32 protein-coding genes are annotated in these 24,208 nt (G+C 49.1%); 11 read left to right on the top strand and 21 right to left on the bottom strand.

Annotated features, from left to right (window positions below; all coding sequences use genetic code 11):
- Positions 1–6: 6 nt before the first annotated feature.
- Together KNP71_RS10500 and KNP71_RS10495 are read left to right on the top strand one after the other, a co-directional pair.
- Positions 7–609, top strand: a complete 603-nt coding sequence (locus tag KNP71_RS10500; RefSeq protein ID WP_214799831.1) for a TetR/AcrR family transcriptional regulator — start codon at positions 7–9, stop codon at positions 607–609.
- A 123-nt stretch (positions 610–732) separates the two neighbouring features.
- Entirely contained in the window at positions 733–2,235 is a 1,503-nt protein-coding gene (locus KNP71_RS10495) for a phytoene desaturase family protein (RefSeq protein WP_214799832.1), read from the top strand.
- Positions 2,236–2,480: 245 nt separating this feature from the next.
- Here KNP71_RS10495 and KNP71_RS10490 read toward each other — a convergent pair whose 3' ends face one another.
- Genes KNP71_RS10490 through KNP71_RS10480 form a run of 3 tightly spaced genes read right to left on the bottom strand, consistent with a single transcriptional unit; the run spans position 2,481 to position 4,011 of the window.
- Complete coding sequence (locus tag KNP71_RS10490) at positions 2,481–2,966, bottom strand: hypothetical protein (protein ID WP_214799833.1); 486 nt, start codon at positions 2,964–2,966, stop codon at positions 2,481–2,483.
- A 15-nt stretch (positions 2,967–2,981) separates the two neighbouring features.
- Positions 2,982–3,461, bottom strand: a complete 480-nt coding sequence (locus KNP71_RS10485) for a hypothetical protein (protein ID WP_214799834.1) — start codon at positions 3,459–3,461, stop codon at positions 2,982–2,984.
- A 58-nt stretch (positions 3,462–3,519) separates the two neighbouring features.
- Positions 3,520–4,011: a hypothetical protein gene (locus tag KNP71_RS10480; protein ID WP_214799835.1), complete on the bottom strand. Its 492-nt coding sequence runs from the start codon at positions 4,009–4,011 to the stop codon at positions 3,520–3,522.
- Positions 4,012–4,088: 77 nt separating this feature from the next.
- On the opposite strand from KNP71_RS10480, the gene KNP71_RS10475 reads away from it, so the two are divergent.
- Positions 4,089–4,292 carry a hypothetical protein gene (locus KNP71_RS10475; RefSeq protein ID WP_214799836.1) on the top strand — a complete coding sequence of 68 codons (204 nt, stop codon included), beginning with the start codon at positions 4,089–4,091 and terminating at the stop codon, positions 4,290–4,292.
- On the opposite strand, the gene KNP71_RS10470 is transcribed toward KNP71_RS10475, so the two are convergent.
- The 9 genes from KNP71_RS10470 to KNP71_RS10430 all read right to left on the bottom strand — a co-directional run bounded on the left by KNP71_RS10470 (position 4,289) and on the right by KNP71_RS10430 (position 9,319).
- A complete protein-coding gene (locus tag KNP71_RS10470) occupies positions 4,289–4,762 on the bottom strand; it encodes a DMT family transporter (RefSeq protein WP_214830662.1) in 474 nt (157 codons plus the stop codon). The two genes, KNP71_RS10475 and KNP71_RS10470, sit on opposite strands and share 4 nt — an antisense overlap.
- A gap of 12 nt (positions 4,763–4,774) precedes the next feature.
- Positions 4,775–5,368 carry a Crp/Fnr family transcriptional regulator gene (locus tag KNP71_RS10465; protein ID WP_251131513.1) on the bottom strand — a complete coding sequence of 198 codons (594 nt, stop codon included), beginning with the start codon at positions 5,366–5,368 and terminating at the stop codon, positions 4,775–4,777.
- Positions 5,369–5,445: 77 nt separating this feature from the next.
- Positions 5,446–5,871 carry a DMT family transporter gene (locus KNP71_RS10460; RefSeq protein WP_214716089.1) on the bottom strand — a complete coding sequence of 142 codons (426 nt, stop codon included), beginning with the start codon at positions 5,869–5,871 and terminating at the stop codon, positions 5,446–5,448.
- 15 nt (positions 5,872–5,886) lie between these two features.
- A complete protein-coding gene (locus tag KNP71_RS10455) occupies positions 5,887–6,825 on the bottom strand; it encodes a DMT family transporter (RefSeq protein ID WP_214830661.1) in 939 nt (312 codons plus the stop codon).
- 112 nt (positions 6,826–6,937) lie between these two features.
- Entirely contained in the window at positions 6,938–7,423 is a 486-nt protein-coding gene (locus tag KNP71_RS10450) for a hypothetical protein (protein ID WP_214799839.1), read from the bottom strand.
- Positions 7,423–7,878 carry a hypothetical protein gene (locus KNP71_RS10445; RefSeq protein ID WP_214799841.1) on the bottom strand — a complete coding sequence of 152 codons (456 nt, stop codon included), beginning with the start codon at positions 7,876–7,878 and terminating at the stop codon, positions 7,423–7,425. The genes KNP71_RS10450 and KNP71_RS10445 overlap by 1 nt, the downstream gene beginning before the upstream one ends.
- A 17-nt stretch (positions 7,879–7,895) precedes the next feature.
- The gene (locus KNP71_RS10440) at positions 7,896–8,378 is read right to left on the bottom strand and encodes a hypothetical protein (protein ID WP_214799843.1); all 483 of its coding nucleotides are present in this window, start codon (positions 8,376–8,378) and stop codon (positions 7,896–7,898) included.
- Between the two features lie 11 nt (positions 8,379–8,389).
- A complete protein-coding gene (locus KNP71_RS10435; RefSeq protein ID WP_214830660.1) occupies positions 8,390–8,851 on the bottom strand; it encodes a hypothetical protein in 462 nt (153 codons plus the stop codon).
- A 12-nt stretch (positions 8,852–8,863) separates the two neighbouring features.
- Complete coding sequence (locus tag KNP71_RS10430) at positions 8,864–9,319, bottom strand: hypothetical protein (protein ID WP_214830659.1); 456 nt, start codon at positions 9,317–9,319, stop codon at positions 8,864–8,866.
- 160 nt (positions 9,320–9,479) lie between these two features.
- Between KNP71_RS10430 and KNP71_RS10425 the strand changes: the two genes are divergently transcribed.
- Together KNP71_RS10425 and KNP71_RS10420 are read left to right on the top strand one after the other, a co-directional pair.
- The gene (locus KNP71_RS10425) at positions 9,480–10,685 is read left to right on the top strand and encodes an MFS transporter (protein WP_214830658.1); all 1,206 of its coding nucleotides are present in this window, start codon (positions 9,480–9,482) and stop codon (positions 10,683–10,685) included.
- A 14-nt stretch (positions 10,686–10,699) separates the two neighbouring features.
- Positions 10,700–11,131 (top strand): MarR family winged helix-turn-helix transcriptional regulator, encoded by a 432-nt coding sequence (locus tag KNP71_RS10420; RefSeq protein WP_241764615.1) that lies wholly within the window; start codon positions 10,700–10,702, stop codon positions 11,129–11,131.
- 44 nt (positions 11,132–11,175) lie between these two features.
- Here KNP71_RS10420 and KNP71_RS10415 read toward each other — a convergent pair whose 3' ends face one another.
- The 4 genes from KNP71_RS10415 to KNP71_RS16045 all read right to left on the bottom strand — a co-directional run bounded on the left by KNP71_RS10415 (position 11,176) and on the right by KNP71_RS16045 (position 14,166).
- Positions 11,176–12,216, bottom strand: coding sequence for a flavin monoamine oxidase family protein (locus KNP71_RS10415; protein WP_214830657.1), 1,041 nt, complete (start codon positions 12,214–12,216; stop codon positions 11,176–11,178).
- Between the two features lie 662 nt (positions 12,217–12,878).
- The gene (locus KNP71_RS10410) at positions 12,879–13,634 is read right to left on the bottom strand and encodes a nucleotidyltransferase domain-containing protein (RefSeq protein WP_214830656.1); all 756 of its coding nucleotides are present in this window, start codon (positions 13,632–13,634) and stop codon (positions 12,879–12,881) included.
- Entirely contained in the window at positions 13,634–14,002 is a 369-nt protein-coding gene (locus KNP71_RS10405) for a hypothetical protein (RefSeq protein WP_353049149.1), read from the bottom strand. The genes KNP71_RS10410 and KNP71_RS10405 overlap by 1 nt, the downstream gene beginning before the upstream one ends.
- Positions 13,969–14,166: a hypothetical protein gene (locus KNP71_RS16045; protein ID WP_353049150.1), complete on the bottom strand. Its 198-nt coding sequence runs from the start codon at positions 14,164–14,166 to the stop codon at positions 13,969–13,971. The genes KNP71_RS10405 and KNP71_RS16045 overlap by 34 nt, the downstream gene beginning before the upstream one ends.
- A 134-nt stretch (positions 14,167–14,300) precedes the next feature.
- Between KNP71_RS16045 and KNP71_RS10400 the strand changes: the two genes are divergently transcribed.
- Together KNP71_RS10400 and KNP71_RS10395 are read left to right on the top strand one after the other, a co-directional pair.
- A complete protein-coding gene (locus KNP71_RS10400; RefSeq protein WP_214720099.1) occupies positions 14,301–14,528 on the top strand; it encodes a hypothetical protein in 228 nt (75 codons plus the stop codon).
- Between the two features lie 121 nt (positions 14,529–14,649).
- Positions 14,650–14,922 carry a hypothetical protein gene (locus KNP71_RS10395; RefSeq protein ID WP_214830653.1) on the top strand — a complete coding sequence of 91 codons (273 nt, stop codon included), beginning with the start codon at positions 14,650–14,652 and terminating at the stop codon, positions 14,920–14,922.
- Positions 14,923–14,948: 26 nt separating this feature from the next.
- On the opposite strand, the gene KNP71_RS10390 is transcribed toward KNP71_RS10395, so the two are convergent.
- Positions 14,949–15,419, bottom strand: a complete 471-nt coding sequence (locus tag KNP71_RS10390) for a hypothetical protein (RefSeq protein WP_214830651.1) — start codon at positions 15,417–15,419, stop codon at positions 14,949–14,951.
- Between the two features lie 72 nt (positions 15,420–15,491).
- Between KNP71_RS10390 and KNP71_RS10385 the strand changes: the two genes are divergently transcribed.
- Positions 15,492–15,920, top strand: a complete 429-nt coding sequence (locus KNP71_RS10385; protein WP_214830649.1) for a DUF4279 domain-containing protein — start codon at positions 15,492–15,494, stop codon at positions 15,918–15,920.
- A gap of 288 nt (positions 15,921–16,208) precedes the next feature.
- On the opposite strand, the gene KNP71_RS10380 is transcribed toward KNP71_RS10385, so the two are convergent.
- From KNP71_RS10380 to KNP71_RS10365, 4 genes are all read right to left on the bottom strand, one after another.
- Positions 16,209–17,402 carry an MFS transporter gene (locus KNP71_RS10380; protein WP_214830647.1) on the bottom strand — a complete coding sequence of 398 codons (1,194 nt, stop codon included), beginning with the start codon at positions 17,400–17,402 and terminating at the stop codon, positions 16,209–16,211.
- A gap of 347 nt (positions 17,403–17,749) precedes the next feature.
- On the bottom strand, positions 17,750–18,178 hold the full coding sequence (locus tag KNP71_RS10375; RefSeq protein ID WP_214799865.1) for a hypothetical protein: 429 nt from the start codon (positions 18,176–18,178) through the stop codon (positions 17,750–17,752).
- Positions 18,175–18,483: a nucleotide pyrophosphohydrolase gene (locus tag KNP71_RS10370; RefSeq protein WP_214830645.1), complete on the bottom strand. Its 309-nt coding sequence runs from the start codon at positions 18,481–18,483 to the stop codon at positions 18,175–18,177. The genes KNP71_RS10375 and KNP71_RS10370 overlap by 4 nt, the downstream gene beginning before the upstream one ends.
- Positions 18,480–20,129, bottom strand: coding sequence for a DUF2075 domain-containing protein (locus KNP71_RS10365; protein ID WP_214830697.1), 1,650 nt, complete (start codon positions 20,127–20,129; stop codon positions 18,480–18,482). Before KNP71_RS10365 ends, KNP71_RS10370 begins: the two co-directional genes overlap by 4 nt.
- Before the next feature lie 122 nt (positions 20,130–20,251).
- Between KNP71_RS10365 and KNP71_RS16040 the strand changes: the two genes are divergently transcribed.
- The 3 genes from KNP71_RS16040 to KNP71_RS10350 all read left to right on the top strand — a co-directional run bounded on the left by KNP71_RS16040 (position 20,252) and on the right by KNP71_RS10350 (position 22,922).
- Positions 20,252–21,238: a LytTR family transcriptional regulator DNA-binding domain-containing protein gene (locus KNP71_RS16040; protein WP_214830643.1), complete on the top strand. Its 987-nt coding sequence runs from the start codon at positions 20,252–20,254 to the stop codon at positions 21,236–21,238.
- Between the two features lie 131 nt (positions 21,239–21,369).
- A complete protein-coding gene (locus KNP71_RS10355; protein WP_029596188.1) occupies positions 21,370–22,218 on the top strand; it encodes an ABC transporter ATP-binding protein in 849 nt (282 codons plus the stop codon).
- Complete coding sequence (locus tag KNP71_RS10350; RefSeq protein WP_029596189.1) at positions 22,215–22,922, top strand: ABC transporter permease; 708 nt, start codon at positions 22,215–22,217, stop codon at positions 22,920–22,922. The genes KNP71_RS10355 and KNP71_RS10350 overlap by 4 nt, the downstream gene beginning before the upstream one ends.
- The last annotated feature ends 1,286 nt before the right edge of the window (positions 22,923–24,208 follow it).

Genomic DNA, 24,208 nt, shown 5'->3' with positions numbered 1-24,208 from the left:
ATTCAGATGGGACATGAAGATTTACGCATCACACGAACGAAACAATTGATTAAAAGTGCCTTCCTCGAGTTGATTGACGAGCACGGGTTCGAGGCGGTCACCGTGAAAGCGATCACCGAACGGGCCGGCATCAATCGCGGGACATTTTACAGTCACTATGTGGATAAGTTCGACTTGATGGAGAAGTCGATTGAAGCGATTTTCCATGAGGCCGAACTTAAACTCGTCAAAAACCTCCCTCACGTCTTCGGTGAAGAGCGTGGTGAATCATCCTATCAATTGCTCGTCCCGTTCATCCGTTTCATCGAAGACAATAAAATCTTGATGAAGCCGCTCCTCAGACCGAACGGGGACCCGCAGTTCCAGGCCCGGCTCCGGTCGTACATGCATGCGGCGCTGTTCCATCGTTCCCCGACAGTCTTATTCGACGAGACGAAGGCGCTCGTGCCGGCCGATTATCTCGTGTCCTATATTTCCTCGGCCCATATGGGGGTCATTTACGAATGGCTGTACAACGACCGACCCGAAACGGCCGAGGACATCGCCCGCATCATCTATATGATCACGTTCGAAGGGCCGCTCGTCGCGGGTGGTCTCCGTGCACATTGAAACTTTTACCGTTCCCTCTTGTACGTTAATATTTGGATAAAATACTTCTCGAATGGGTATGTATACGGAGAAGAATGTCTTAGATTTATAAAATTTAACTGGCGAAAGAAGGGCGGCTCGTCTATGCAAAATGTGAACAAGTCTGTGATTGTGATTGGCGGTGGGCTCGGCGGGATTTCCGCGGCCATCTCGCTCACACAAAAAGGATACGACGTCTCCTTGTACGAAAAGAACGACCATATCGGCGGGAAAGTGAATCGGCTCGAACAAGACGGCTTCGGCTTTGACCTCGGCCCGTCGATTTTAACGATGCCACAAATTTTCGAGAAGCTGTTCGCAGGTAGCGGCAAGCGGATGGAAGACTACGTGCCAATCAAACGTCTCGATCTCGAGTGGCGTTCGTTCTTCCCGGATGGCACCGTGCTCGATCTCTATCACGATTTGGACAAGATGGAGCGCGCCAACCCGACACTGTCACGCAAAGACATGCACGAGTACCGCGAGCTGTTGAAATACGCTGAGCGGATTTATAACACGACAGAGAAGGCATACTTGAAAGAGGGGTTTGAATCGCCGCGCGAAGCGGTCGCGAAGAACGGTCTCTTCTCGACGTTGTTCGGATTCGATTTGACGTCGACGATGTACGACGGCATCGCCAAACGGATTAACAACCCGCATTTACGGACGATGCTGTCGTATTACGTCAAGTACGTAGGATCATCCCCGTATAGCGCGCCGGCCGTCCTCAACATGATGATTTATATGCAACACGCCCAAGGCTGCTGGTACGTCGAAGGCGGGACGCATAAACTCGCGGAAGGACTGACGAAACTCGCGGAAGAGATTGGCGTTCAGCTCCATACCGGGCAGGGCGTCGTCCGCGCGCACACGCTGAATGGTCAACTGACGGCCATCGAGCTCGAGGACGGAAGGCTCCGCTCGGCCGACTATTTTGTCTCCAATATGGAAGTCATCCCGTTCTATCAGAAGATGGTCGAAGCCGACGAACAGTTCGTCGACAAGCTCGTCGAGAAATATGAACCCGCCAGCTCCGGCTTCGTGCTCCACCTCGGCGTGAACAAAGAGTATCCGGCGCTCGGTCACCACAACTTCTTCTTCTCGGAGAACTTGCACGAACAGATGGACAAGATCTTCGAGCAGCACGAGTTGCCGGACGACCCGACGATTTACTTGGTGAACGTCAATAAGACCGACCCGACACAGGCACCGCCTGGGCATGAGAACATTAAGATCTTGCCGCACATCCCGTACATCCAGGACAACCCGTTCACGCCAGAGGACTACGCCGCCTTTGAAGAGCGTGTCCTCGATAAGCTCGAGCGGATGGGCTTGGACGGGTTGCGGGAACATACGGTGACACGTGACGTCTGGACGCCGCATGATATCGAGCGTACGTACGGCTCGGACCGAGGCGCGATTTATGGGACCGTCGCCGATAAGAAACAGAACGGCGGCTTTAAGCACAAGAAGCAGAGCGAGCTGTACGACAACCTCTACTTCGTCGGCGGCACGGTCAATCCCGGCGGCGGCATGCCGATGGTGACATTGAGCGGCCAGCAAGTGAGCGATAAGATTGCGAAACGCGACGGAGTCACAAATCGATGACCGACTCGTTTTGGGAACGACACCGCTTCAAGTTCTATACGATTGGCATGGTCATCTGCGGAATCTTGGTGGGCATGTTTTCATGAAAAGAAGCATCTGACGTCGCGTCAGATGCTTCTTTTAGTTGCCTGTATTCGATTTTCCGACAATCAGCTTCAATACAAAAATGATTCCGCCTAACACGACAGCGTAGGTCCCAAGTGACCAGAGCATGTCAAACACTCGCATATCCATCAGATGCCTCCTTATTTGAGCTGGCGTTTCGCTTCATCGCGATGCGCCGTCCGCAGCTCATGGTTTGTCACGTGTTCTGGATCAATCAATTCAATCTTCCGATTCACCCACACTGATAGGAAAATGAATGGGATGAACAACGCGAGCAACATGATGGCGAAGACGACGAGCGAGCCTTCAATCGCCCAAGCGATGGCGATAAAGATGCCAAGCAGGATAATGTTCGCGAGGACGATGCCGAACTCGAGGCGTACGAACTTTTGATAGCGTGCGTCGTCATTGAAGGTGAGCAGTAAATTCATCCGGTGCCATGCCCGATAGAGACTTGGCAGCTGCGTCGCCATGATGATGACGGCAAACGTCAATAACGAGATTTCTTGCGTGAAGATGAAGTAAAAAGCGATTCCTAAAATCGCGAACGTGAGCAGGAGTGCCGTCCGGTTCACTTTACGGTCGTTCTCGACCATTTGTTTTAGTCGTTCATTTTTATTAACCATAGTAAAGTACTCCCATCATGATGACTTTCGTTTTTCGCGCTCGAGTTGCGCCTTACCAAGCTCCGTCGCGGTCACGTGCTCCGAGTCAATCGTTTTCAACTCACGGTCGATGCGAATCCCAAGCGCCAGAAATGTGATCAGACCGACGATGATCACGATGATGAATGTGAGCAACGTAATCCATCCGAGCATCGAGCTCGCAATCAACAACAAGAGAAACACGATGTTCCCGACGGCCAAGCCGAACTCGGACCGTACTTTCTGTTGGTAGCGAGCATCCTCGTTGAAGGTGAGCAACAACTTCATCCGGTGCCATCCTTTGTACAGCACGGGTAGCTGTCCGACCAAGATAATCGGCAACAGTAAGAGGACGTCCGTCATCCAAAAATAGATAATGAACAGTGCAATGATTCCTATCGTCGGATACAACATTTGTCTTTGACGCTTTCGATCGTTCTCCATCATGCGTTCAAGTCTCATGTTATGGTCAACCATCCAATCCCCCTAATCAAATCTCGTTACCTTCTTTTACGAAAGAAGAAGGTAACAGGTTTCACATTTTGTCCCACCCTCTCTTCAACCGCTCACGTTTCGTAAATCCAAGCAAGCTATCCGCGACATGCTCGTGATCGATCCGAAGCAAGCGGGTATCGAGCCACGTCTCAACCACTAACATGCCTGCAATCAACACCGCCGACAGTCCGCTGAATACCGGCAATCCGAAGTATCCTGATACATACCCGCCCATCAGACCGAGCATGACCCATAACATCGCAATCGCGATGACGCCTTTCGCCCGAATCAACCGTTTGTAGGATCGACTTTCATTGAACGTCACAGATACGCGTGTCTTTTTCCAAGCTACATGACTGAGCGGGACAGCCGTCATCATCAAAAAGGAGAGTATGGCAAGTAGTGGCAACGACGCATTGGCGTAAATCCACCACCCTAGCCCTAGTCCAGCCGCGGTAGCCCATAATAATTTAAAGACCCCTTTTTTCGGTCGTATCTGTAACTGCTCGATTCGTTCTTCTCGCGTCATCATCATTTGTTCCTCCTTGAAACCAATTCGGACATTTACCGTATATACAAGTAGCATACCAATAATTAGGAGGTATTTCGATGGATATTCTGATTTTAGTCGTCCTGCTCGGTATCGTCGGCTTCATTGTGACCCGCTCTTATACCATCTATCCGTCATCGTTTGGCGACCGCTCCCCCATTCAACCAAGCGCCTCGCTCACAAAAAAATGCCCGCATTGCCAAACCGTCGTCAAACGGCAGGAACACGGGCAAACTTGTTCAACTTGTCGAAAATCGTTTTAACCGACCTGCTTTGCTTTTTGATAAGCCGTCTCTTTTTTTCCACTCAATTGGAACAACAACACCCCACCCACAATCAATACGATGCCAAGCGCTGTCTTCCACGTGAACGGGATGGCTTCGAGCCCGAACCAGCCGAGCGTGTCCCACAGGAGCGCGAAGAGGATTTGCGACACCATGACAATCGAGATGGCGTGGCTCGGTCCGAGCTGTTGAACGCCTTGCGTCACACTCATGACGACGCCGACCCCGATGATGCCGCTGAACCAGTACCACGTCTCCATCCCTGTGACCGCGAACAGAGCCATTCCTTCACTGATCAATCCGACGAACAGTGACGCCAAGAAGCCGAGGGCGAGCACGAGCGTCGTCGTCGCCCATGCCCCGACCTGTTCTTTCACTTTGGCGTTGAACGTGTTTTGCACACAGACGAGCATGCCGCCCATGACCGCGAGCATCATTCCAAGTGCCATGACGTGTCCTCCTCATTCATAAATACTCTCCCCGGTGACGGCAATCAATCCGGCGCGATCAACGATGGCAATCGACCGACGATCCCGTTCAATCAACCCCTGTTCCACGAACCGCTTGAGCGTCCGGTTGACGTGGCGATAGCTCGTCCCAATCAAGTCGGCGATGTCGGTCAACTCATCGACGGTCGACCCGAGTGTCGTCTCTTCCGGTGTCATCGACAACAGATAGCTCGCGAGCCGCACATCGACCGGATAAAACAAGTTGAAACTCATCGACTGCGACTTCATCTCAAACTTCTTCGTGATCCCTTCGAGCAGATAATGCAGCCACGTGACATCGTCTTGGGCGTGACGCGCGAGATCCTCGAAGCGGACGACGAGCATCTCGACCGGCGTGACCGCCTCGACCGTGTTCAAGAACGGCGTGCGGCGGACGTATTCGATGTCGCCAATCAAGTCGAGTGGATATTTGAACGACAAGACGAGCCGTTTCCCGGCCGCCGACGTGTGGGCCACCCGAATCTTTCCATTGACGAGAAAGTGGAGCTGCTCGGCCTCAGCGCCTTGGATGCAAATCGCCTCCCCCGGTACGTAACGGACGTGCATGAGATGGGGACGGATGATGGGAGCACCTCATTTAGTCCATATTGCTTCATGTAACGCTCAATCTGTTCCATCGCACGTCATCCTTTCAATACGAGAATCCCGACAATCATCATGACGACCCCGAGCAGTTGCGTCCGGTTCAAGTCACGGCGCAACATCCCGAACCAGCCGCGCCAGTCAATGACGAGCGCGAGGGCAAGCTGGGCAATCAAGAACAACGAGATGGTGAGGGTGACGCCGAGCTCATGCACGGCCGTCATATTGCTGAACAAGATGAACGCGGCGAACGCGCCCCCTGACAAATAGAGCGGCTCGACGCGACGCATGTGGACGTACGTCCGGTCGCGGACGACGAGCATGATCACGAGCGCGACGAGAAAGCCCGTCAATTGCGTCAACGTCGCAGCCTGCCACGTCCCGATACTTGAACTGATGCGAGCGTTGGCGACGCTCTGCAGTGTCAAAAAGAAACCTCCACTGATGGCGAACAGTACTCCGCGCATGATGCCTTTCCTCCCCTATGACAAACGAATCAGCATGATCCCGATGACCATGACGAGTAAACTGACGAGTTGAATCCCGGTGACCGGGTTCTTCGCGGCCCCGAACCAGCCGAAGCGGTCGATGAGCAGACTTCCGCACAGCAAGCCGACAATGACGATGACGACGGCGATGCCGGTCCCGACCATTGGCACGATCAACACATTACCGCCGATGAACAGTGCCCCGATGATGCCGCCGAGCCAAATCCACCACGGCTGCCCGCGTAGCCCCCCCCTTTCGACGTTCGGCCGCAAGACGAGCAAGATGAGCAGTAACGTCACCGTCCCGACGACGAACGAGACGAGCGCCCCTTTCAAAGCCGATTCGAGCACCGTTCCCAAATAGCCGTTGATGGCCGTCTGCGTCGCACTCATCATCCCGGTCCCGATTCCGACGAGGCGCCAGACGTTCAAATTGCCGGTTCCCGTCTGCGATGGGGCGACGAGTTTGCCGCGGCGACGGTTAATCCAGTCCGTAAGTGCGACCGTCCCGACGACGCCAAGTAATACGAGCAAGGCCCCGAACACGCGCCACGGCGTGAGGACGTTGACGGCCGAGTTGAACCAACCGAAGTGGTCAATCAACAGTCCCATCAAAATCTGTCCAAAAATCGGTATGATGACAGTCTGAACGCTGCCGAGCCTTGGAAACAAGAGGATGTTACCCGTTAAAAAGATGACCCCCAACAAGCCGCCCGACCACATCCAAAGCGGTTCTGCTCGGAAGATGGACGATTCAATCCCGAACGACTGCCCGGTGAGTAATAACATAAGTGTTAAAAAGGTCGTCCCGATCGCGAACGACAGGAACGACGCGACGAACGGTGACCCGACGATGGTGCGCAGACGTGAGTTCACGCTCGTCTGCATCGGCAACAAAATCCCGATGACGAGTCCAATTACAATGGCTAACATAGTCTCTTCCTCGATTCTCTCTATATACTGTGTACGTCTCAAGCTTACGCCTCGAGCGCTCGAGCCTAAAGGACCGATGTCCTGAAATATCAAAAAAGACGAGTTCCGACTATCAGGAACTCGTCTTTTGATGTGTACGGCGCTCAGTTTTCGCTTCGTCGAACATCCGATTCGTGACGTGATGTTGATCAAATGTCAGAACGATTCGGTTGACCATGTATGAAAACAGTAACCCGCCAATCGTCCCAGTCACCAACATGACCATGAGTGGCCAAATCGTGAGAAGGCCCGTGTGATAGGCAGCGAGTAGACAGATGAACAGCAAAAAGATGAACCATTCGACGATGAAATCACTGTAAATCCAACGTCGATAGCGAGGATCCGGATTAAATGTCAGCAACACTTTCGTCTTGCACCACGCGACACACAATTGGGGAAAATACACAGCAAATAGGATGAGCGGTAAGTAAATCGATGTCTGATACGAGATGAACGCGACAGCGACAAGGCTGAAGAAAAGGCCCCAGTAGCGCCAGTGCCACGTCGCATCCTCATGCGCAAGTAATCGCTCGATTCGTTCTTGTTTCGTCAAGATCATCACATCAACCCCCGCGTCGTCATCAATTCAGATCGGACCGGTTGGGCTGTATCTGCGCTTTGGACAGCTTCGTTGAAGCGTTTATACAAAAGCGGCAACGTGACGGCAATCCCAATGGTGAGAATCCACGTCCACCATGGAGCCTCCAATTTATAACTTGCCACGCTACCGATGATAATGACGTACCATCCGCTTAACACCCAGTAGACGTTTCGCGTCGCGACTTGCGCTTTCCGTTCCGCAGACAGATTGGCGAGCGCCTTGCCCTCTTGTATTACATATACAATCGAACCGATTGCGAATATACTCATCAAACCTGCCCATACCCACCACAGTTGATCGGCGAGCAGCGTGACAAACAATAGTCCAGGGACAGGAGCGAATAGCATGTCTCGCCGCCGCTTCTTTTGCTCACGGTATCGGTTCATTTCGTCAATCCGTTGTTGTTTCGTCATACGATTCCATTCCTTTTCTAATCATTGATTCCGTCAAGTCGACGCTTCAGCTTCTCACGATTGGCTTTAGCCAGCATGTTTGACGTGACGTGTTCCGGGTCGAGTTTGAGCAGTTTTCGGTCCATCCACAGCGGCAACAACACAGACGGTGGTGCCCCGATGACCATCGCCCACATCAACACGTCCGGATGAATCTGCCCCGTCAAAAACAGGGTGATGAGACTGAACAACGTGAGGAAGGTAGCCACCAAGATAAAGAATTGTCCTTTCACGAGACGCCGATATGTCCAGTCGTCATTGAACCGAAGATACAGGACGGTCTGTTTCCATTCGAAAAACAGTGTGGGCACAAGACTGGCCACCGCAATCATGCCAGAATATGTCGTGTGCATCATGAAATAAAGCGCGCTCACAAAGATGACGACACTGCTTCCAATCATGAAACGACGATACGTCGTGTAGATTTGTAACAATGCCTCAGTCCGGGCTTCTCGATCCATCTCATCCCTCCTCAGTCTCTGACGTTGTCGAGCCGTATCTCACGAAGCATCGGATGCTCCGGATCGATGTTCATCAACCGCTCGTCTTGCTTTCGGATCAAACGATACCCGACATAGATGACACCGACCGCTACACCTAATATCCACGCGTATGTCCACCCTAGCTTAAGCGTCAGGACAAACGACAAAAGGAAAAGTACGAACAGCGCAAAGACGAATCCGTTCCGACGGACGATCATCGTTTTGGCTTCCTCTCGTTCGGTCAACTCGGTCTCGAGTCGGTTCGCCTTGAAGAAGATTCCGCCTAATAGCAACAGACAGACGAACGCTCCGACCACGTACCAACCGTTCCATGAATCCGATTCGATCAATCCGACGAGACAGAACACCATTGGAAACGTGAGCAGACTTTGAAGAACGGCCGTCTTTATATTGGTTTTATAAATCAGATTGATGCGTTCTTGCTTGGTCATCAAATCCCCCCCTTAAAAACTTTCTCGCTTGACGTCTCGACGCGTCGGTTGCTCAGGATCAATCAGCTTTACTTTCTCATCAAGTAACCGCTCGACAATCACTAGCGCTAACGCTGTAAAGGAGAAGATGAAGAATGGGACCCAACTGATTGTTTCGAGCTTCATGAGCAACGGGAAAAACAAACAGATAAAGACGACCATCATGTAGTCGAACACATATTGGATATGGATGACTCGCTTCGCTCGAATGTGGTCTGTGAAACTGCTCATGAATCGACTTTCCCGTCCAATCATCACGCCGTATATCAGCAACGATGCAATCATCAAACTGCCATACAAGATTGATCGTGTCTCGGTTTGTAAAAAGAAAAAGAGTAATACTCCTATTGGAATCGCAAAGCCAAGTCGTACGAGAAGCCATTTTCGGTTTGCGGTAACCATTTGCTTCAAACGCTGATGTTTACTCATCTTGTTCACCTCTTATCTCACTATACGATTCCACCAGAAAAAAGTTCCGTTTTTTTACAATTAATTCGTGATAGGTCTCTCGATTGACGAACAACATGTTTTCTTCTATAGTTTAGTTAACTTAACTTTATTAAAAGGTAGAAAGATTGAGGTTTTCTTTATGAATTTGCTACAAAATCCACGCTTCATATTCACCTGGTTATCCGGGATGACGCTCACGCTCGGCTTCTCGATTTTCTTCTTGAGCGTATCGTGGCTCACAATCGATGTGCTGAAGCAACCGGCCCTCCTCGGGATTATCATGACCGCCGTCTCGTTGCCGCGTGTCGTGATGATGGTATTCGGCGGCGTGTTCGCCGACCGATTCCAAAAAAGTCGCCTCTTGTTTTTGACGAACCTCGGGCAAGGTCTTCTCATGGTCGCAGTCGTGGCACTGCATCTTGCGGACGCGTATTCGGTGTCCGCCTTGATTATGATTTCCATCGTGTTCGGACTCCTCGACGGCATGTCCTATCCGGCGTTGTCTTCCTTAATCCCGTCGCTCGTCAAACAAGAAGAGTTGCAACGCGCCAACTCACTCTTCCAAGGGACGCTCGAGCTCATGTTCGTGTTCGGACCGTTCCTCGCCGGAGCGTTACTGACATGGGGCGGCTTCGGGCTCAGCTTCGGGACGGCAGCCGTCTTGATTTTCATCGCAGCTATCTTGATTATGCCGCGCTTGATTCGTGACTCGATTCCGCTCGCCCGTGCGATGTCGCTCGGTGATGTCATCTTCGATTTGAAAGAAGGCATCCGTTACGTCTCGAGCACACCGATTTTACGGAGCGGGACGTTGTCGATCGCCATCGTCAACTTGTTCGTCATGGGACCGCTCATCATGAGCATCCCGATTCTCGTCGGTGAACGGGGCGGCAACGCATTTGATTTGAGTCTGATTGAAGGTGGACTTGCCGTCGGGACGTTCGTGGCTAGTTTTCTCGTCCTGTTGTTCCGCTCGGTCCATCGTGGACGCTTCGTCTTCCGCGTCCTATTTTTGACAATCGGGGCCTTCTTCCTCTATACGCAGGCGCAGTCCATCACGCTCCTTGCCTTGGCTGCGGCCGCGAGCGGATTCATGTTGATGCTCGTCTATTTGCCGACGGTCACGCTCATGCAAGAACATAGCGACCACGATAAGATCGGACGCGTCATGAGCATCATGGCGCTCGCCGCATCCGGATTAGAGCCGATCGCGTTCGCTGTCCTGTCGATTTTGGTCGCCTTGGCCGTACCGATTCAAACGTTACTCATCTCGTTTGGTATAATCGGATTAATATTCAGTATCGTGTTATACGTGCGGAGCCAGACGTTCCGTGACACGCGATGAAAGGAGAACGACGATTGAACGATACACGCAAACAGCAAGTCATCGAGATGTACCGTCAAATTGACGAGCTCGACTTGTTGTTCACTAAATATTTTACCGAGTTGAACGAATTCGAACTCAGTTACCAGCAAGAACAGATGTTACTCCTGTTCAAACGACAAGACACTTGGACGACGACCGAGATTGCCGCGAAGATGAATATCTCGAAAAGTGCGGTCAGCCAAGTGCTCAAAGTGCTCGAACAACGTGAGTTCGTAAAAAAAGAGAAGAACCCGGACAACTTGCGCGAGAGTTTCATCCGTCTCGGTCCGATCGGTATGGAGTATTCGAAACAAATCGATGCAATCGAGGAACGGCTCGCCGAAGAGATGTTCTCCGTGCTCGAAGATGACGAGATGACGATGATCAATCGCGCCCTTTCGTTGATGATCAAGAAGTTCAAATAAAAAAATGCGTATCGTCCCTAGCTTGGGATGATACGCATTTTTGGTTAGAGGTGCTCGACGACACGTTCCGCTGCCCGGAGCGCGCCTTCAATATGACCGCCGAACAACGAATCCGTCTCCGTCCCGGCGAGTGAGAGCCGTCCTTCCCAAGCTGGGTCGAGCGCGATCGGCTGATAAAGAGGGAAATCGATCAACGGTTCCCCGTCTTGGACCGTGGCCGTGTGCCGATCACTCGACCAATCGACGTATATAACTTCACGCGGCTGCCGCGCCTCTTCCCCGAACAGTCGCACGAGTTGATCGATGACGCGACGATTCAGCTCGTCCCGGTCGAGCACTGAGCGTTCGGCAGCTGATAATCGGAAGAAGCCGAATAACGCGGCAAGTCCATCTGGTTGCGAGGCATCATGGATTTCCTGCAACACCCCGGCCCAGCTCATGCCTTGACCAGATAAACCATTGTCTCGCCAAAATGGACGGTCGTAGACGGCGAGTACTTTCGCCTGCCCGGCCATCCAGGTCGGCGTGTTTTCCAGCTTCTCCTTCGTCGTTTCAGACAGTTCCGGTTGGAAGCTAATGCGTGAGACGAGTCGTGGCGGGATAGCTAGGATGATGTGTTCGAACGTTGCTGTCCGTCCGGCTTCGAGCTCGACCAATATCTCGTCTTCAGTTTGTTGAATCGAGATGACGGTCGACTCGAGTTGAATTGTCCCTGCCGGTAGTGTCGAAGCGAGCGCCGTCGTCAAACTGGCCATGCCCCCGACGAGTCGCATCGATGGAACAGTGTGACCTGGCGGGAGCGTATGGCGTTCGATGACACCGAACTGCCGCTCGAGCACCAAGTCCCCGCTCGTGTGTTGAGAGAACGTCGGAAGGTTGAGCCGTTCGATCAGTTGCGTGATTGTCGTCTCCGTCTCTGGCCAATACCAGGTCGGGCCGAGGTCGAACCCGTCTTGGCTCAACAACCGTCCCCCGATACGGTCGCGCGCCTCGAACACGGTGACGTCATAGCCTTTCTCAGTGAGGAGCGACGCGGCATATAAGCCGCTCACGCCCGCCCCGATGATGGCGATTGATTTGGTCATATACATACTCCTTCTCTATACGTGGTGCTCCCATTATACTGAAAAAGACGAATATACATAATTCGGGCGCACCGCTCAGGAAAGGGCGTTACGACGTGAAGCGATTCTTTTATTTTTTTCTATTTCCCGTTCATCTTGCTGATACGTATATTATATCGGTTCATTAAAACAGAATCGGTGATGACGTTTGCGTTATTTGTCATCGTGACCCCATTGATGGTTTTGATATTAGGTGATTTTATTCAATTATCGCTCTATTTAAAGACGTTTGCCTCGGTCTATATTTCAACGGCCATGTATACAACGTTTCATTATTTTGATTCGGATGTCAGAAGGCGCCGTATAAAAACTGACTACATCTCACGCACTGGGCGATGACGTCTTAGAAAGGATTTACCAAAATGCCCAATACAGTCAAGACGCTACTCTATCCATTTCTCGTAGGCATTCGCCTGTTTTCTCGATTTCGAAGAGGTAAAACATTCATGTATTTTCTTACCTTGCTATGTATGTTCGTATTCGAGGGCTTATGTTTTTTGAAGTCATCTATATTCCGATGTTGCTTAAGTCATTGATTCAGTTATACGTTTTAGTAGGAATGCTTCATGTCGAATTTCATTTTGATGATTTAGAACGGAAAGAGTCGCTTTGATCGATGACTATCACCGTGGAAGGAACAACGATTCATATTGCTCAATCAACTTACCCAACCAGTCATCCTGTACTTCTTCTGATTCCATGCCTCGCTCTAAGTCATCTATGATTTCACTGTTCGGAAAATAAAGGCGTAACACAAACAGACTGTCTGTGATCGTCGATACAAAACTTTGATCGTCGACGTTGATGGTCAAATACGCGCCTCGAATCATCCGTTTGACGAGTGACCGTTTTTCGTTTCCCGTCATACGTCTTGTCTTCAATTTCACTTGCGCTTCTCGTAACTGATCGAACAAATCTCGATTCAACACTCGGCTGATGCGCTCGTCAGGTTTCATGTACGGAAAACGATGAGACAAGTCAGTCCCGTCAACACATGCACACATGTGACGTAACCAAAATCCCCATTCAACATGATTAGTGGGCTCAAGCACTGTATCCAACAGCCCGATGTCATAATCAATTTTGATTACTTCCGGATGTTCCTGCAACAGAAGCATAGTCCGTCGCTTTAATACGTCAACGTCCACTTCCCGTTTGACGATGACCGTCACGTCTAAATCGGACCGTCCGGCCACAGCAGTCCCACGACCGACGCTACCGTATACATATACGCTATGTAGCGCTTCTGCGAATTCTTCTCGCAACAACTGAATCACTGCATCGAGCACTGGCCGAAACATCGGTTGAATCCGTGTCACGTCTGTTTGATTGATGACGTAACCCGCCTCGTCTGTACCTAGTCGCGTTGGTCGCTCCATCACACACCCTCCTCAATAAACGTCGTCACGTCGAGCACTTGCTCGAGATCAACCCGAGCGACGAGATAGTGATATTTCGTGTTCGTCCCCGGATACTCGTTGACAATCGATTCGCACCAGTCGCGGTCGAACATTTTCTCCCACGATTGTTTCAACTCTTCTTCGCTTTCGGCTTCCCGATCTTCAAACGAGAGAAAATACCGATTCAACGCGAACGTCCAGTAACCGGCCTCGACTGCGAGCACATGTGCGTCCGGCAGCTCAACGGTCAGCACGACGCCCGGTTCTCCAGGTTCCAAGTAGCCACCTCGTGCGACGTCTGGCCTTGTTTTGCTCAACCAAACCGGATAGTTTCCACGAAGCGAGATTTTCGTCCGTTGCTCATATTGTCCCGCGAGCCAGTCGTAAGCAGGGCGATGTACGCGTAGTCCTCGTCTTGAAAAATGCCGTACGCCGGATTCCCAAACAAGTAGCCACATGTATTGGCGGCTTCCCAGGCGCCCGCATGTTGATATGTATAGTAAATGGCCATAGGTCCACCCCTTTTTAAGAAGATACTGTTAGCATAACTGACCTGCTGTTTCCTTATCCATCATGGGAATCGTTTGGATTTGTCTGAATTTGGAAGTATACTAGCCGTATGGATTACATAAAGGAGGAAAAAGCATGAATGTTTTAATGACGTTACTATTTAGTTTATTGGCAATACTTGTCCCACTCGCGTTACTCATCGCGGTCATCGTGATGATTGTTCGATTTATCGGTCGCTACGAGACGCGGGCGGACGCGCGACTCGAGTTGGATCGTCAAACCGCGGCTCATCAGCAGCAACAGTTCGACGTCTTAGTGGAGCGCCTCGAGCGAATCGAAGAAAAAATAGAGACACGCCCTTAATGTCGACATCACTCACGATGTGGACGAACAACAGCTCAGTTATAAGTTGATCATCCATAACCCGCTCACCAATGCTTACAGTTTCGATATCATCGATGATTAAGTCGAAAGGAGTGGTTGAATGGATTGGAACACGATCATGTTGACTGCCTCATTGATTTTGAACGCCTTCTTGATCAATATCATTGCGCAACAAGCAAAGGATATGAGTGCATTGAAACGAAAACAACTCCATACCGAACCAATCGTGCAAGATGCTGAATTTCATGCGTCGATTAAAGAAAAAATCAATACGATTGGCGTGGTCCCGACCGTTAAATTCTTACGTGAGACATATGGCCTGTCGCTGCTTGAAGCGAAACAATTGGTCGATCACGTAAACGAAAAGGAGTAGCGCGCGCTACTCCTTTTTGACTGCCTTTATTTTAGAAAGAAGCCGACTTTACCGCGTTCATAGGCTTTATGCGTCACATGTTCCGGGTCGATGGCGGCAAGCTTTTGATCAATCTTAGAAGAAGCCATCCACGCAAATAGATTGAACGCCACAACGAGAATCAAAATATTCGCTTGTTCGGGACGTAACAGCAACGTCACAATCAATATACAAAAAATCGCAATCACGGCCATCCCACTCCAATATTCATACCAGACGAGACGCCGATAATCAGGAGCCTCGTTAAACGTGAGCAGCGTTTTCGTCCGCGCCCACACTTTGACGAACGAGACGACCGGAATGAACAAGACGAACCATGCCAGTTCAGCGAGTCGACGCTCGCCTGTGAACCAAAAGATGACGCCAAGTAAGACGATGAACACTCCAAGAAGAAGTGCTTGGCGGGTGGAACGTTTCCCTGCCTCATAAAAATGATCAAACCGTTCGCGTTGGGTCATATTCATATTCCTTTCTTACGATTGCATCGTTTATATTCAAGTAGACTGTCATACAAAGAAAAGAGGGTGTTCATGAATCCTACACAAACCGAAGTCCTGGTCTATTTCCAACTGCTTGCCGATGATTTCTCAATCGAAGATGTGACGCGTCGGCTAGGAATCATTCCTACAGAAACCTTCAAACGAGGTGAAAAAGGCTATTCTTCCCATCCTCGCGAACATACATCGTGGTCACTCGGTACGGGCTATCAGCCTTCATTTGATGTGAACAATCAGCTGCAACATATCATTGCTCAACTTCGTGAAAAAGAACCAATTTTAGATGACATTTACAGTACGTATGACGACATCAAAGCGCGATTCATCATCGTGATTATGATTGAAGAAGGACAAACACCTGCACTTGTGTTTGATTTGAAGACGATTCAATTCGCCCATCGGATCCGTGCCGAGTTTGACATCGATTTATATGCGAACCCATATCAGGATGAGGGGTATTAGACTTCACCGGACTAACATTCATTCGTCTAAGGACACTTCCTGTTCTTGTCTCGCTAACAGAATCTGAAACCCGCACAGCAACAGCGGGAAAATCATACGGAAATCCCGTGAAGGATGGCGAGCCCCTACCACATTTTGGTTCGTGCATTCACTCTCTTGATCTCCTTTTGATATGGATCATTTATGATGCTCCACAATTTTTCGCATGTTTTTCGCCTTCACTGTTCGACATGTTGATTTAACAAAGCACCGTACAGTCTTTTTCGGAAAGGCTGTACGGCGTCTGCGTCACACAGCTTGATCGTGCATCGCAATAGAAGATTTCAAAAAAGAATTTCTCAAAAAATAGCGGCTCATACCTAATAAGGTAACTGCCCCGACGAGATACAGTAATCCGTTTCCAACCCAGTCCGCGAGCGCTCCACCGAGTAAATAACCGAACGGAGCCAATATTCCTTGAAGGGCATAGACAACGGTCAATACGCGTCCTAAATAATCAGGTTCGATTTGACGCTGAAGAAGCGTTTGAAATTGAATCCCCATCATCCCAATCGCCACCCAAGCCATACTAAAACAAATCAACGTCACGCCAAAATTACGATTCAACCAAAATGCCGAGATGCACCAAGCGACTCCACCGAATCCGGTTGCCAAGACGAATGTCCATCGTAACGAACGAACGCCAAATCGAATCGATAAGCCGCTTCCCAATAACGTACCAATCGAAATGGCTGCAAGCCATAAGCCGTATTCCTGTTCCGTCGTCGCCAAAATCGGGAGGACGCCAAGCGAGATCGAAATCATGAAGTTAAGGCACGTGAAGACAAAAATCAACGTACGAAACGAACCGAGTTTCCATACGTAACGAAATCCAAATTGTAAATCAGCAAAATACGTAAAATCACTTGGTGTGTGGGCCTTTGTTTCGTTGATGCGTAACAAAAAGCCAATCCCCCCAAATAAAAACAGATAGAGGATGGCGTTACTCGTATAGACGAGACCGACACCAATAAGCGCCAGCAAAATCCCAGCAATCGCATTGCACAAGATATCGAGACTATGATTGGTGAACGTGAAGAGTGCATTGACTTTTTGTAGGTCCGCCTCCCGAACGAGAGTCGGAACGAGTGCATACTCCGTTGGATAACTCAATTCGCTCGCCAACGTCGCGACGAACAAACCGACAATGACGACCCCCACCGACAGTTCATCTATTACATATAAACTCGCGAGGATTGTGAAGACAGTCGCCTGCACTGCCATTGCCCAAAGCAATAACTTCTTTTTGGCGTAACGATCGATCAACGGTCCATATAGCACTTGAAACGCAACCGGCACCATTGCCACAAACGTCGTGACGCCAACCCAAAAAGACGAGTCCGTCATGTCTTTGACGTACCACACCGATGCTAAAAAATAAAAACTGTCCGCGAAATTCGCAATCACACGTACTGCTAACAAAACTACTATGTTCCGATTCATATCATCCGCTCCTCATATGATTTGTCTAGTAAGTTCGAGACAAATCATAAGGCGGTCCGCGAATATAAGGTTATATGTCGTTCAGATAATGATACATGACGAGCTCCTTTCGAATTTATTTTATCTAGATGCTAGGCTTCAGCCGTTTTTTTATTGAATCGTCTCTTGTTTCATATGTCTCCAATGAACGAAAGCATTCGCAAACCAAATGATCGTCAATAACGGAAACATGACGAGCATCCATGTTGAACTCTCGTTTTGAAAAAGCGGCATCATAAGCAAAAGGACGATGTTCAATAGACCTACACTGAGATACATGAGAAAAAGGCGTCGATGTTTCGCTCTCATTATGAGTTCTCTCCCTTCTCTTCATAACCACTAATCCAAAACTCAATCTTCAAGTTTGCAAGTTTCATCAAGAAGTCTGGGTCAAACCCCAACTTTAAATCACCATAATAAATGACACCTAAGTCGATATAAATATGGTCGGCTCCACAAGAACGAAGGGTGTCGATATGTTCCGTAAGGGTGTCTACCATCCAAAAGAGTCCGATATACGGATTTTCCATTTGTTGAAATTCCAGTGGTGGTTCAAATGACGCATGACCGTGCGTAGCAATCAGCTTTCCTATGCGCTCCATCTCCCCGACTTCGGTCTGGGTATAAAACCGAATGCCTGTTTTCTCCGATGCGACGCGAGGTGAGAAATTCTTTCCGATTAAATGGCAAGGAATCATAAATTGATCTGGAGGATACCTTTCGAGCGTTTCACTCATGATTGTGGACTCGGATATTTCACCGCATTTTTCTCGAGCTTCTCTTCAATCGCCTGCGACACATCAATCCCCGCCGCATACGCGAACGTCAGCGCGTAAATGAGGACATCTGCGAGCTCTTCTTTCATCTCGACGTGTTTCGTCTCGAGCGCTTCTTCGCTCGACACCCATTGGAACAACTCCAACAATTCGCTCGCCTCGAGCGATAACGATAATGCCAAGTCTTTCGGGTTATGGTGGAACGCCCAATCGCGCTCGTCACGGAATTCAATCACTTTGTCCATTAATCGTTGTACTTCGTTCATATCTGTACCTTCTCTCTTTGAATGTGTAACAGCTTATCTCGCAACGCTTGATTGCTCGCATACAAGTAAAGTCCTCGGACGCCACGCTTCATCAACACATTGATGGAGTTCAACACGATTTGTTCTTTCGCCAACTCGACATCTTTGACACCGTCAATTCCCGCATATGCTCCGGTGTCTTTATAGAGATTCGTGTCGATCACCAAGCAATCCTTCGTCTCATCGTACGTTACCGAAGGACCTAACACGACGCCGACGTAGTTCAAGTCAAAGCCTTGAACTGTATAGATTGACCCGGCCTCAGCAATCGTCTCTGACTTCTCGGCCCACGTCGTCTTGCCGCCCGTCGTATTCCACGGCATCTTATACTCCCCGTTCGACCCATAGACGTAATACGTTTCTCCATCCTTTTTATGAAGATAATCAAACGTCGACACGACTCGACTGAGTCCATGTTTCTGATCTTGTTCGATAATCATTTGATGCATCTCTTCCAACGTTTCAAACACGCGCAAATCATAGTCTGTAGACGACGGGAATGCCTGTATCTGCTTAGCTTTAAAAGCGTTGATCCAATCGATGACATCCTCATCCGCCTGCATCCGAAACTGATTCGTCAGTTTATATGTTTTCAAACACTTCGCTTTTTCTTTAAACTCATCCAACTTGCTTTGGTCCCACCGACTCTTCAGCTTTAACACTTGGTCTTGATCGAAGATGACAATGACAACCTTGGCGATCTTCATCAATTCTTCGAGATGATTATCTGCCCGAAAGTTGTTGTATGCATCTGACTTTGTCAATAGAAGGTGCGCCTCGTCGACCAAAATGATATCGACCTTCTTATCTTTTAACTTGTTAAGGAGCGGCGTCGGTTTGACGAAATTGACAGCCTTCAAGTGTTTGACTTGTTTGGCAATCCCTTTATACGTCTTCAGCATCTCCTCATGATTGACGACCAGATAGTTCTCCGTTTTATACAGATTCGAACCCGATTCATTCGTTCGCGCCTGAATCGTATTGAAGATGGAGCTCAGTACAACACTTTTGCCGACACCGGCCTCTCCTTCAATGACATACAAGTCTCCATACGTGTCTTCGGGCTTGGCCTTCGCAATCCGTGTCTCACAGAATTCAAGCACACGCTCTTTTAAATCCATCTGTTCCACAGATAGTTCTTTGAACGGCGACAATTTGAAGATGTCTTTGTTCTCGATGGCGTGCAGGTCGTTTTCGACGAGCCCATTCTTATATAGCACACCCCATAACTCAGGAAACAGCTCATTGTCGTAGAACGATTTATTGTAATAATTGTGTGTGAAGTCGCTTGCCGTCTTGCTTTTGTTTTGTAAGGTGTACTTCTCGTCCCCTAAAAAGTAGTTAATCAATTTCGTCTCAAGATGGAACGTCGCCGACCGATTGAACGTCTCATGCTTCACGAGATTGATTTGGTCCACATTCTTCCGGTCTGCTTGTTTCAGTTTCAAATGCTGTTTCATCCGTTTTTGGAAATGCACCGTCTCCCCGATATACGCTTCCTTCTGTCCGTTCAAAATATAAATCACCGGATAGTTCAAGTAATCAGCTGTCCGATCAATCTCATCTATACTCGTTTTATCAAAATCTAAAGGAATGACCTCAATCATCTTCACCGACACACCCTCATCTAATTTCAAATTATCTCCAGTTTAGCATAGCCTTATTCCAATTCGTTACTCAAGTCTTCTATGAATCAATGGTATAATCCCACTAAAAAGGGAGGGATTCGGTGCTTACTTTCGACAACGTCTCTGTTCGCCAACAAGACACGCTCATCCTTGAACATATCTCGTTCACCATCAATCCGGGTGAAATCGCGGCCATCCACTGCGGCGTCACTTCCCGGGAAATATTGTTCGCATTATTGACGGACTCGCACGCGAACTACTCGGGGACCATCGATACAGCGAATCGCACGCTTTCGGTCTTCTCCATCCGTGACGGCTTATACGACCGGTTGACGGTCGAGGAGTATTTGCGTTTCACGCACACACTCTATGAATCGACGGAATCGCTGGATGCCGTCCTACAAACCGTTCAACTCACCCCATACCGGAACAAACGATTGAACCGGCTCAGCTTGTCGCTCGTCCGGCGCGTCCAATACGCGGCACTGCTGCTACATAATCGCGACATCTACGTCCTCGAAGAACCGGATCAAAACGTCGACCAAGAGACACGGCACTTGTTCGCGACCGTCTTGCTGCAACTGAAGCAACAACAAAAAGCCATCCTGCTCCTGACGAGCAACATGGAGAGCGCCCTGTTCGTCACGTCGACCGTCTATCGCATCGACCACCGACACTTGCGCCTACTCGATGTGGAGCCAGATGAACCGGAGGCGAACGAAGACGTCACGCCGGACGTCATGCACGTCCGCTTCGAGAAGATTCCGACGAAAGTGAACGAGAAAATCGTCTTGCTCGACCCGCCGGAAATCGACTACATCGAGAGTCAGGACGGACAATCCGTATTGCACAGTCAGTCCGAGCAATTCCCGAGCGTCTTCACGATGAACGAGCTCGAGACGCGTTTGACTCCGTACGGCTTCTTCCGTTGTCACCGGTCGTACATCGTCAATCTTCAACGGGTGCGGGAAGTGATCACGTACACGAAGAACAGTTTTAGCCTCGTGCTCGATGATTCGGCGAAGACAACGATTCCCCTCTCGAAGACGAAAATGGCCGAATTGAAGACGATGATTGGGCTGAAATAGGCTCCATTCACAGTCCGATTCGCTCCACTCAGTCCTCAAGAAGCGCCATTTATGGCCATTCTAATGCGCCCGCCTCTTCCTCTCGATATGATGTAATCAGGAAATACGACATCAACAAGGAGGAACGAGCGATGCAGGATATTATCACCGTGAATCAATTGAAAAAGTTGTTCGGGAACGAAGAAGCGTTACGAGACGTGACCTTTTCTGTAAAAAAAGGAGAGGTGTTCGGGTTCCTCGGACCGAGTGGATCCGGGAAGACGACGACCATTAAAATTTTGACGTCGCAACTCGCCCAGACATCAGGTGACGCCACCGTGTTCGGCGTCCCGGTCTCGGAGTTGAAACAAGAACAGTACCGGAAGCGGATCGGCGTGTTGACCGACAACAGCGGCCTATACACGCGCCTCTCCATCGAAGAGAACTTGCAACTCTATTGCGACCTATACGACGAACCACGCACACGCATCGATGATGTGCTCCAAACGGTGAACTTGACCGGGGAACGTAAAAAACGCATCTCTGCCTTATCACGCGGGATGCTGCAACGGGTGACACTGGCCCGGGCGTTGTTACATGAACCGGAACTGTTGTTTTTAGATGAGCCGACGTCGGCGCTCGACCCGGTCAACTCGCGCCACATCTATAAAGGCATCGAACGGTTGAAGGCAAAAGGGACGACGATCTTCTTGACGACGCACGACATGAACGAGGCCGAGGAACTGTGCGACCGCGTCGCCTTCTTACATCAAGGGGAGATTCAATTGCTCGACGCCCCGAAACAATTGCGCCGGAAATATGCGAACGGCTCGATGCGCGTCGAACTGCATGACGGGGAAACGGTGGACTTGAAACAAGGAAAAGACGGGGCCGACTGGCTCCATGCACAAATGCGCGACCAAAATATCGCGGCCATTCATTCAAACGAGCCGACGCTCGGGGATATCTTTATCGAAGTGACGGGGAGGAAATTATCATGACATTTTCAATGAAACGGGCACTCGCCATTTTCCAGAAAGACTATAAAGACTTGTCACGGAACTTATTCGTCTCGTCGACGTTGATTATGCCGCTGTTCTTCGCTGTCTTCTATTCACAGCTCGGCGGCGAAGGCATCGACGTAACGTACTTCGTCATCAATATCACGTTCAGCCTCGTTGCGACGTTCGTCCAGTGTGCTTTGATCGCCGAAGAGAAAGAAAAGAACACGCTCCGTGGACTGATGTTGTCGCCAGCGAGCACGCTCGACATCTTACTCGGAAAGAGCGCGCTCACGTTCGTGACGACGCTCATCCTCATCGCGGCGTGTGCCTTTATCATGGGATACAGCCCGGCGAACCTTCTCGTCATCTCACTCGCACTCATCGTCTCGACGTTCTTTTATATCGGGATTGGAACGATTCTCGGATTGATGACGAAGACGGTCATGGAAGCCTCACTCATCGTCATGCCGGCGTTTTTCTTCTTCTCGTTCTCACCGATGCTGTTGGTATACGAGGACCGCTTCTCCATCATCGGTCTCCTCGAGTACTTGCCGAACATCGTCTTGATCGACCTCGCGCATCAAATCGAGGCGGGAGCAGGACTTGGCTCTACATGGGTGGAGCTTGCGGTTCTGTCGGCTTGGGCACTTGTCGTGTTCGTTGGAAGTATTGTGATGTATAACCGGAAACAGACAGACTAAAAAGCGACGATATTACTCGTCGCTTTTTTTGAAGCGTTCTTTTAAATCCATTCCATAAAGAACTACGTATAAAATACACGACGGCAGCACGGTAAACAACGGTACCTTTCTACGAAACCCTAACCCTTCATCGTGAATCCCATGATCGAGGGCCCAATACGCTAAACCAATAGATAAACATAGTCCTAGGAATTTAATCATCTGCTTGCGTTCTCATCGTTATCACTTAATTTAATCCAAAATAGGATAAACGGAACGAATACGAGGCTTAAGTATCCCAAGGTCAATAAACTTTGAGTTTCAGCAGAAATGAACTGTTTTTGACCACAATTTGGGCAGTCTTTTCCGTCCCTAGAAAAACCGAGTGCTAAAACTTCTTTTATTCTCCATTTGTAGTGACAATTCGTGCAACGTGGCGCCATTATCCCCCTCCCCTTTCTCACTTTCGTTTACGTGTCAGCACTACTTAAGTTTCGTTTTAACAAACGAACAGTTTGAACCCTATTGTATCGGTACTCGAGAATGGATGAGGTGAACCCGAAAAGAGCGACGAATTGAATCGTCGCTCCTGCTATTTTAAAAACTTCGTACAACTATCCTATTTGCTACATTCATCCCTTTTTCGTCAGCAAATTAATCAGCGTTTTTCTCGCTTCTGGATTTTTTGCTAATACCAATGCGGCACCACTGACTCCGGCTACAATCGATGCACCCATCCATCTCTTGAACTCCGAATCTTTTTGAAATGACTTATCCACCATTCGCTCAATCCGATCATTGAGTTTGTCTCTAGTTTCATCCGTTAGGTTGTCGTCTTTGAGTTGTTCGGAAAAGACATCAATCGCTTTATCGATCGTACTTTACACTTTGTCTTGCGACTTCTCGCCATAAAAAACACTCCCCAATAGAATAAACAGATTTGTTATTTCATCTGTCTACCTATTGGGGAGCATATCATGGCCTGTGCTTTTCGGTTAGGATTATTACATTAATTCTCAACCTATTTAGTATTTTTATCATTAAATGAGCGTTAAAAGAAGAGAAAATTGTAGATTTGAATTAATAAACACTTGGTTTCAATATAGTTGTAGAATAAGTATAATTAAAGAGACTGTTCAAAAAGAATTCTTAACACTTCAATTTATTCATCAATTGAAAACTATCTATTTTTGCCATGTTTTCTTTATTTCTTTGTTATATGAAGTCCATTTCGTTTGTTTTGTTTAAAATATATGTACTTACTGTATATTTATACTTTGTTTTTGACGTCTAAAGAATAATCGCAC

Source organism: Exiguobacterium sp. s56 (assembly GCF_018618255.1).
Lineage (GTDB): Bacteria > Bacillota > Bacilli > Exiguobacteriales > Exiguobacteriaceae > Exiguobacterium > Exiguobacterium chiriqhucha.
This window is presented reverse-complemented; position numbering and strand designations above follow the sequence as displayed.

What these genes read in the sequence shown, in the direction of transcription:
- KNP71_RS10500 (WP_214799831.1), top strand. Translation starts at nt 7, where the DNA reads ATGGGACATGAAGATTTACGCATCACACGAACGAAACAATTGATTAAA.
- KNP71_RS10495 (WP_214799832.1), top strand. Translation starts at nt 733, where the DNA reads ATGCAAAATGTGAACAAGTCTGTGATTGTGATTGGCGGTGGGCTCGGC.
- KNP71_RS10490 (WP_214799833.1), bottom strand. Translation starts at nt 2,966, where the DNA reads ATGGTTAATAAAAATGAACGACTAAAACAAATGGTCGAGAACGACCGT.
- KNP71_RS10485 (WP_214799834.1), bottom strand. Translation starts at nt 3,461, where the DNA reads ATGGTTGACCATAACATGAGACTTGAACGCATGATGGAGAACGATCGA.
- KNP71_RS10480 (WP_214799835.1), bottom strand. Translation starts at nt 4,011, where the DNA reads ATGATGACGCGAGAAGAACGAATCGAGCAGTTACAGATACGACCGAAA.
- KNP71_RS10475 (WP_214799836.1), top strand. Translation starts at nt 4,089, where the DNA reads ATGGATATTCTGATTTTAGTCGTCCTGCTCGGTATCGTCGGCTTCATT.
- KNP71_RS10470 (WP_214830662.1), bottom strand. Translation starts at nt 4,762, where the DNA reads ATGGCACTTGGAATGATGCTCGCGGTCATGGGCGGCATGCTCGTCTGT.
- KNP71_RS10465 (WP_251131513.1), bottom strand. Translation starts at nt 5,368, where the DNA reads ATGCACGTCCGTTACGTACCGGGGGAGGCGATTTGCATCCAAGGCGCT.
- KNP71_RS10460 (WP_214716089.1), bottom strand. Translation starts at nt 5,871, where the DNA reads ATGCGCGGAGTACTGTTCGCCATCAGTGGAGGTTTCTTTTTGACACTG.
- KNP71_RS10455 (WP_214830661.1), bottom strand. Translation starts at nt 6,825, where the DNA reads ATGTTAGCCATTGTAATTGGACTCGTCATCGGGATTTTGTTGCCGATG.
- KNP71_RS10450 (WP_214799839.1), bottom strand. Translation starts at nt 7,423, where the DNA reads ATGATCTTGACGAAACAAGAACGAATCGAGCGATTACTTGCGCATGAG.
- KNP71_RS10445 (WP_214799841.1), bottom strand. Translation starts at nt 7,878, where the DNA reads ATGACGAAACAACAACGGATTGACGAAATGAACCGATACCGTGAGCAA.
- KNP71_RS10440 (WP_214799843.1), bottom strand. Translation starts at nt 8,378, where the DNA reads ATGGATCGAGAAGCCCGGACTGAGGCATTGTTACAAATCTACACGACG.
- KNP71_RS10435 (WP_214830660.1), bottom strand. Translation starts at nt 8,851, where the DNA reads ATGACCAAGCAAGAACGCATCAATCTGATTTATAAAACCAATATAAAG.
- KNP71_RS10430 (WP_214830659.1), bottom strand. Translation starts at nt 9,319, where the DNA reads ATGAGTAAACATCAGCGTTTGAAGCAAATGGTTACCGCAAACCGAAAA.
- KNP71_RS10425 (WP_214830658.1), top strand. Translation starts at nt 9,480, where the DNA reads ATGAATTTGCTACAAAATCCACGCTTCATATTCACCTGGTTATCCGGG.
- KNP71_RS10415 (WP_214830657.1), bottom strand. Translation starts at nt 12,216, where the DNA reads ATGACCAAATCAATCGCCATCATCGGGGCGGGCGTGAGCGGCTTATAT.
- KNP71_RS10410 (WP_214830656.1), bottom strand. Translation starts at nt 13,634, where the DNA reads ATGGAGCGACCAACGCGACTAGGTACAGACGAGGCGGGTTACGTCATC.
- KNP71_RS16045 (WP_353049150.1), bottom strand. Translation starts at nt 14,166, where the DNA reads ATGGCCATTTACTATACATATCAACATGCGGGCGCCTGGGAAGCCGCC.
- KNP71_RS10400 (WP_214720099.1), top strand. Translation starts at nt 14,301, where the DNA reads ATGAATGTTTTAATGACGTTACTATTTAGTTTATTGGCAATACTTGTC.
- KNP71_RS10395 (WP_214830653.1), top strand. Translation starts at nt 14,650, where the DNA reads ATGGATTGGAACACGATCATGTTGACTGCCTCATTGATTTTGAACGCC.
- KNP71_RS10390 (WP_214830651.1), bottom strand. Translation starts at nt 15,419, where the DNA reads ATGACCCAACGCGAACGGTTTGATCATTTTTATGAGGCAGGGAAACGT.
- KNP71_RS10385 (WP_214830649.1), top strand. Translation starts at nt 15,492, where the DNA reads ATGAATCCTACACAAACCGAAGTCCTGGTCTATTTCCAACTGCTTGCC.
- KNP71_RS10380 (WP_214830647.1), bottom strand. Translation starts at nt 17,402, where the DNA reads ATGAATCGGAACATAGTAGTTTTGTTAGCAGTACGTGTGATTGCGAAT.
- KNP71_RS10375 (WP_214799865.1), bottom strand. Translation starts at nt 18,178, where the DNA reads ATGAGTGAAACGCTCGAAAGGTATCCTCCAGATCAATTTATGATTCCT.
- KNP71_RS10370 (WP_214830645.1), bottom strand. Translation starts at nt 18,483, where the DNA reads ATGAACGAAGTACAACGATTAATGGACAAAGTGATTGAATTCCGTGAC.
- KNP71_RS10365 (WP_214830697.1), bottom strand. Translation starts at nt 20,129, where the DNA reads ATGATTGAGGTCATTCCTTTAGATTTTGATAAAACGAGTATAGATGAG.
- KNP71_RS10355 (WP_029596188.1), top strand. Translation starts at nt 21,370, where the DNA reads ATGCAGGATATTATCACCGTGAATCAATTGAAAAAGTTGTTCGGGAAC.
- KNP71_RS10350 (WP_029596189.1), top strand. Translation starts at nt 22,215, where the DNA reads ATGACATTTTCAATGAAACGGGCACTCGCCATTTTCCAGAAAGACTAT.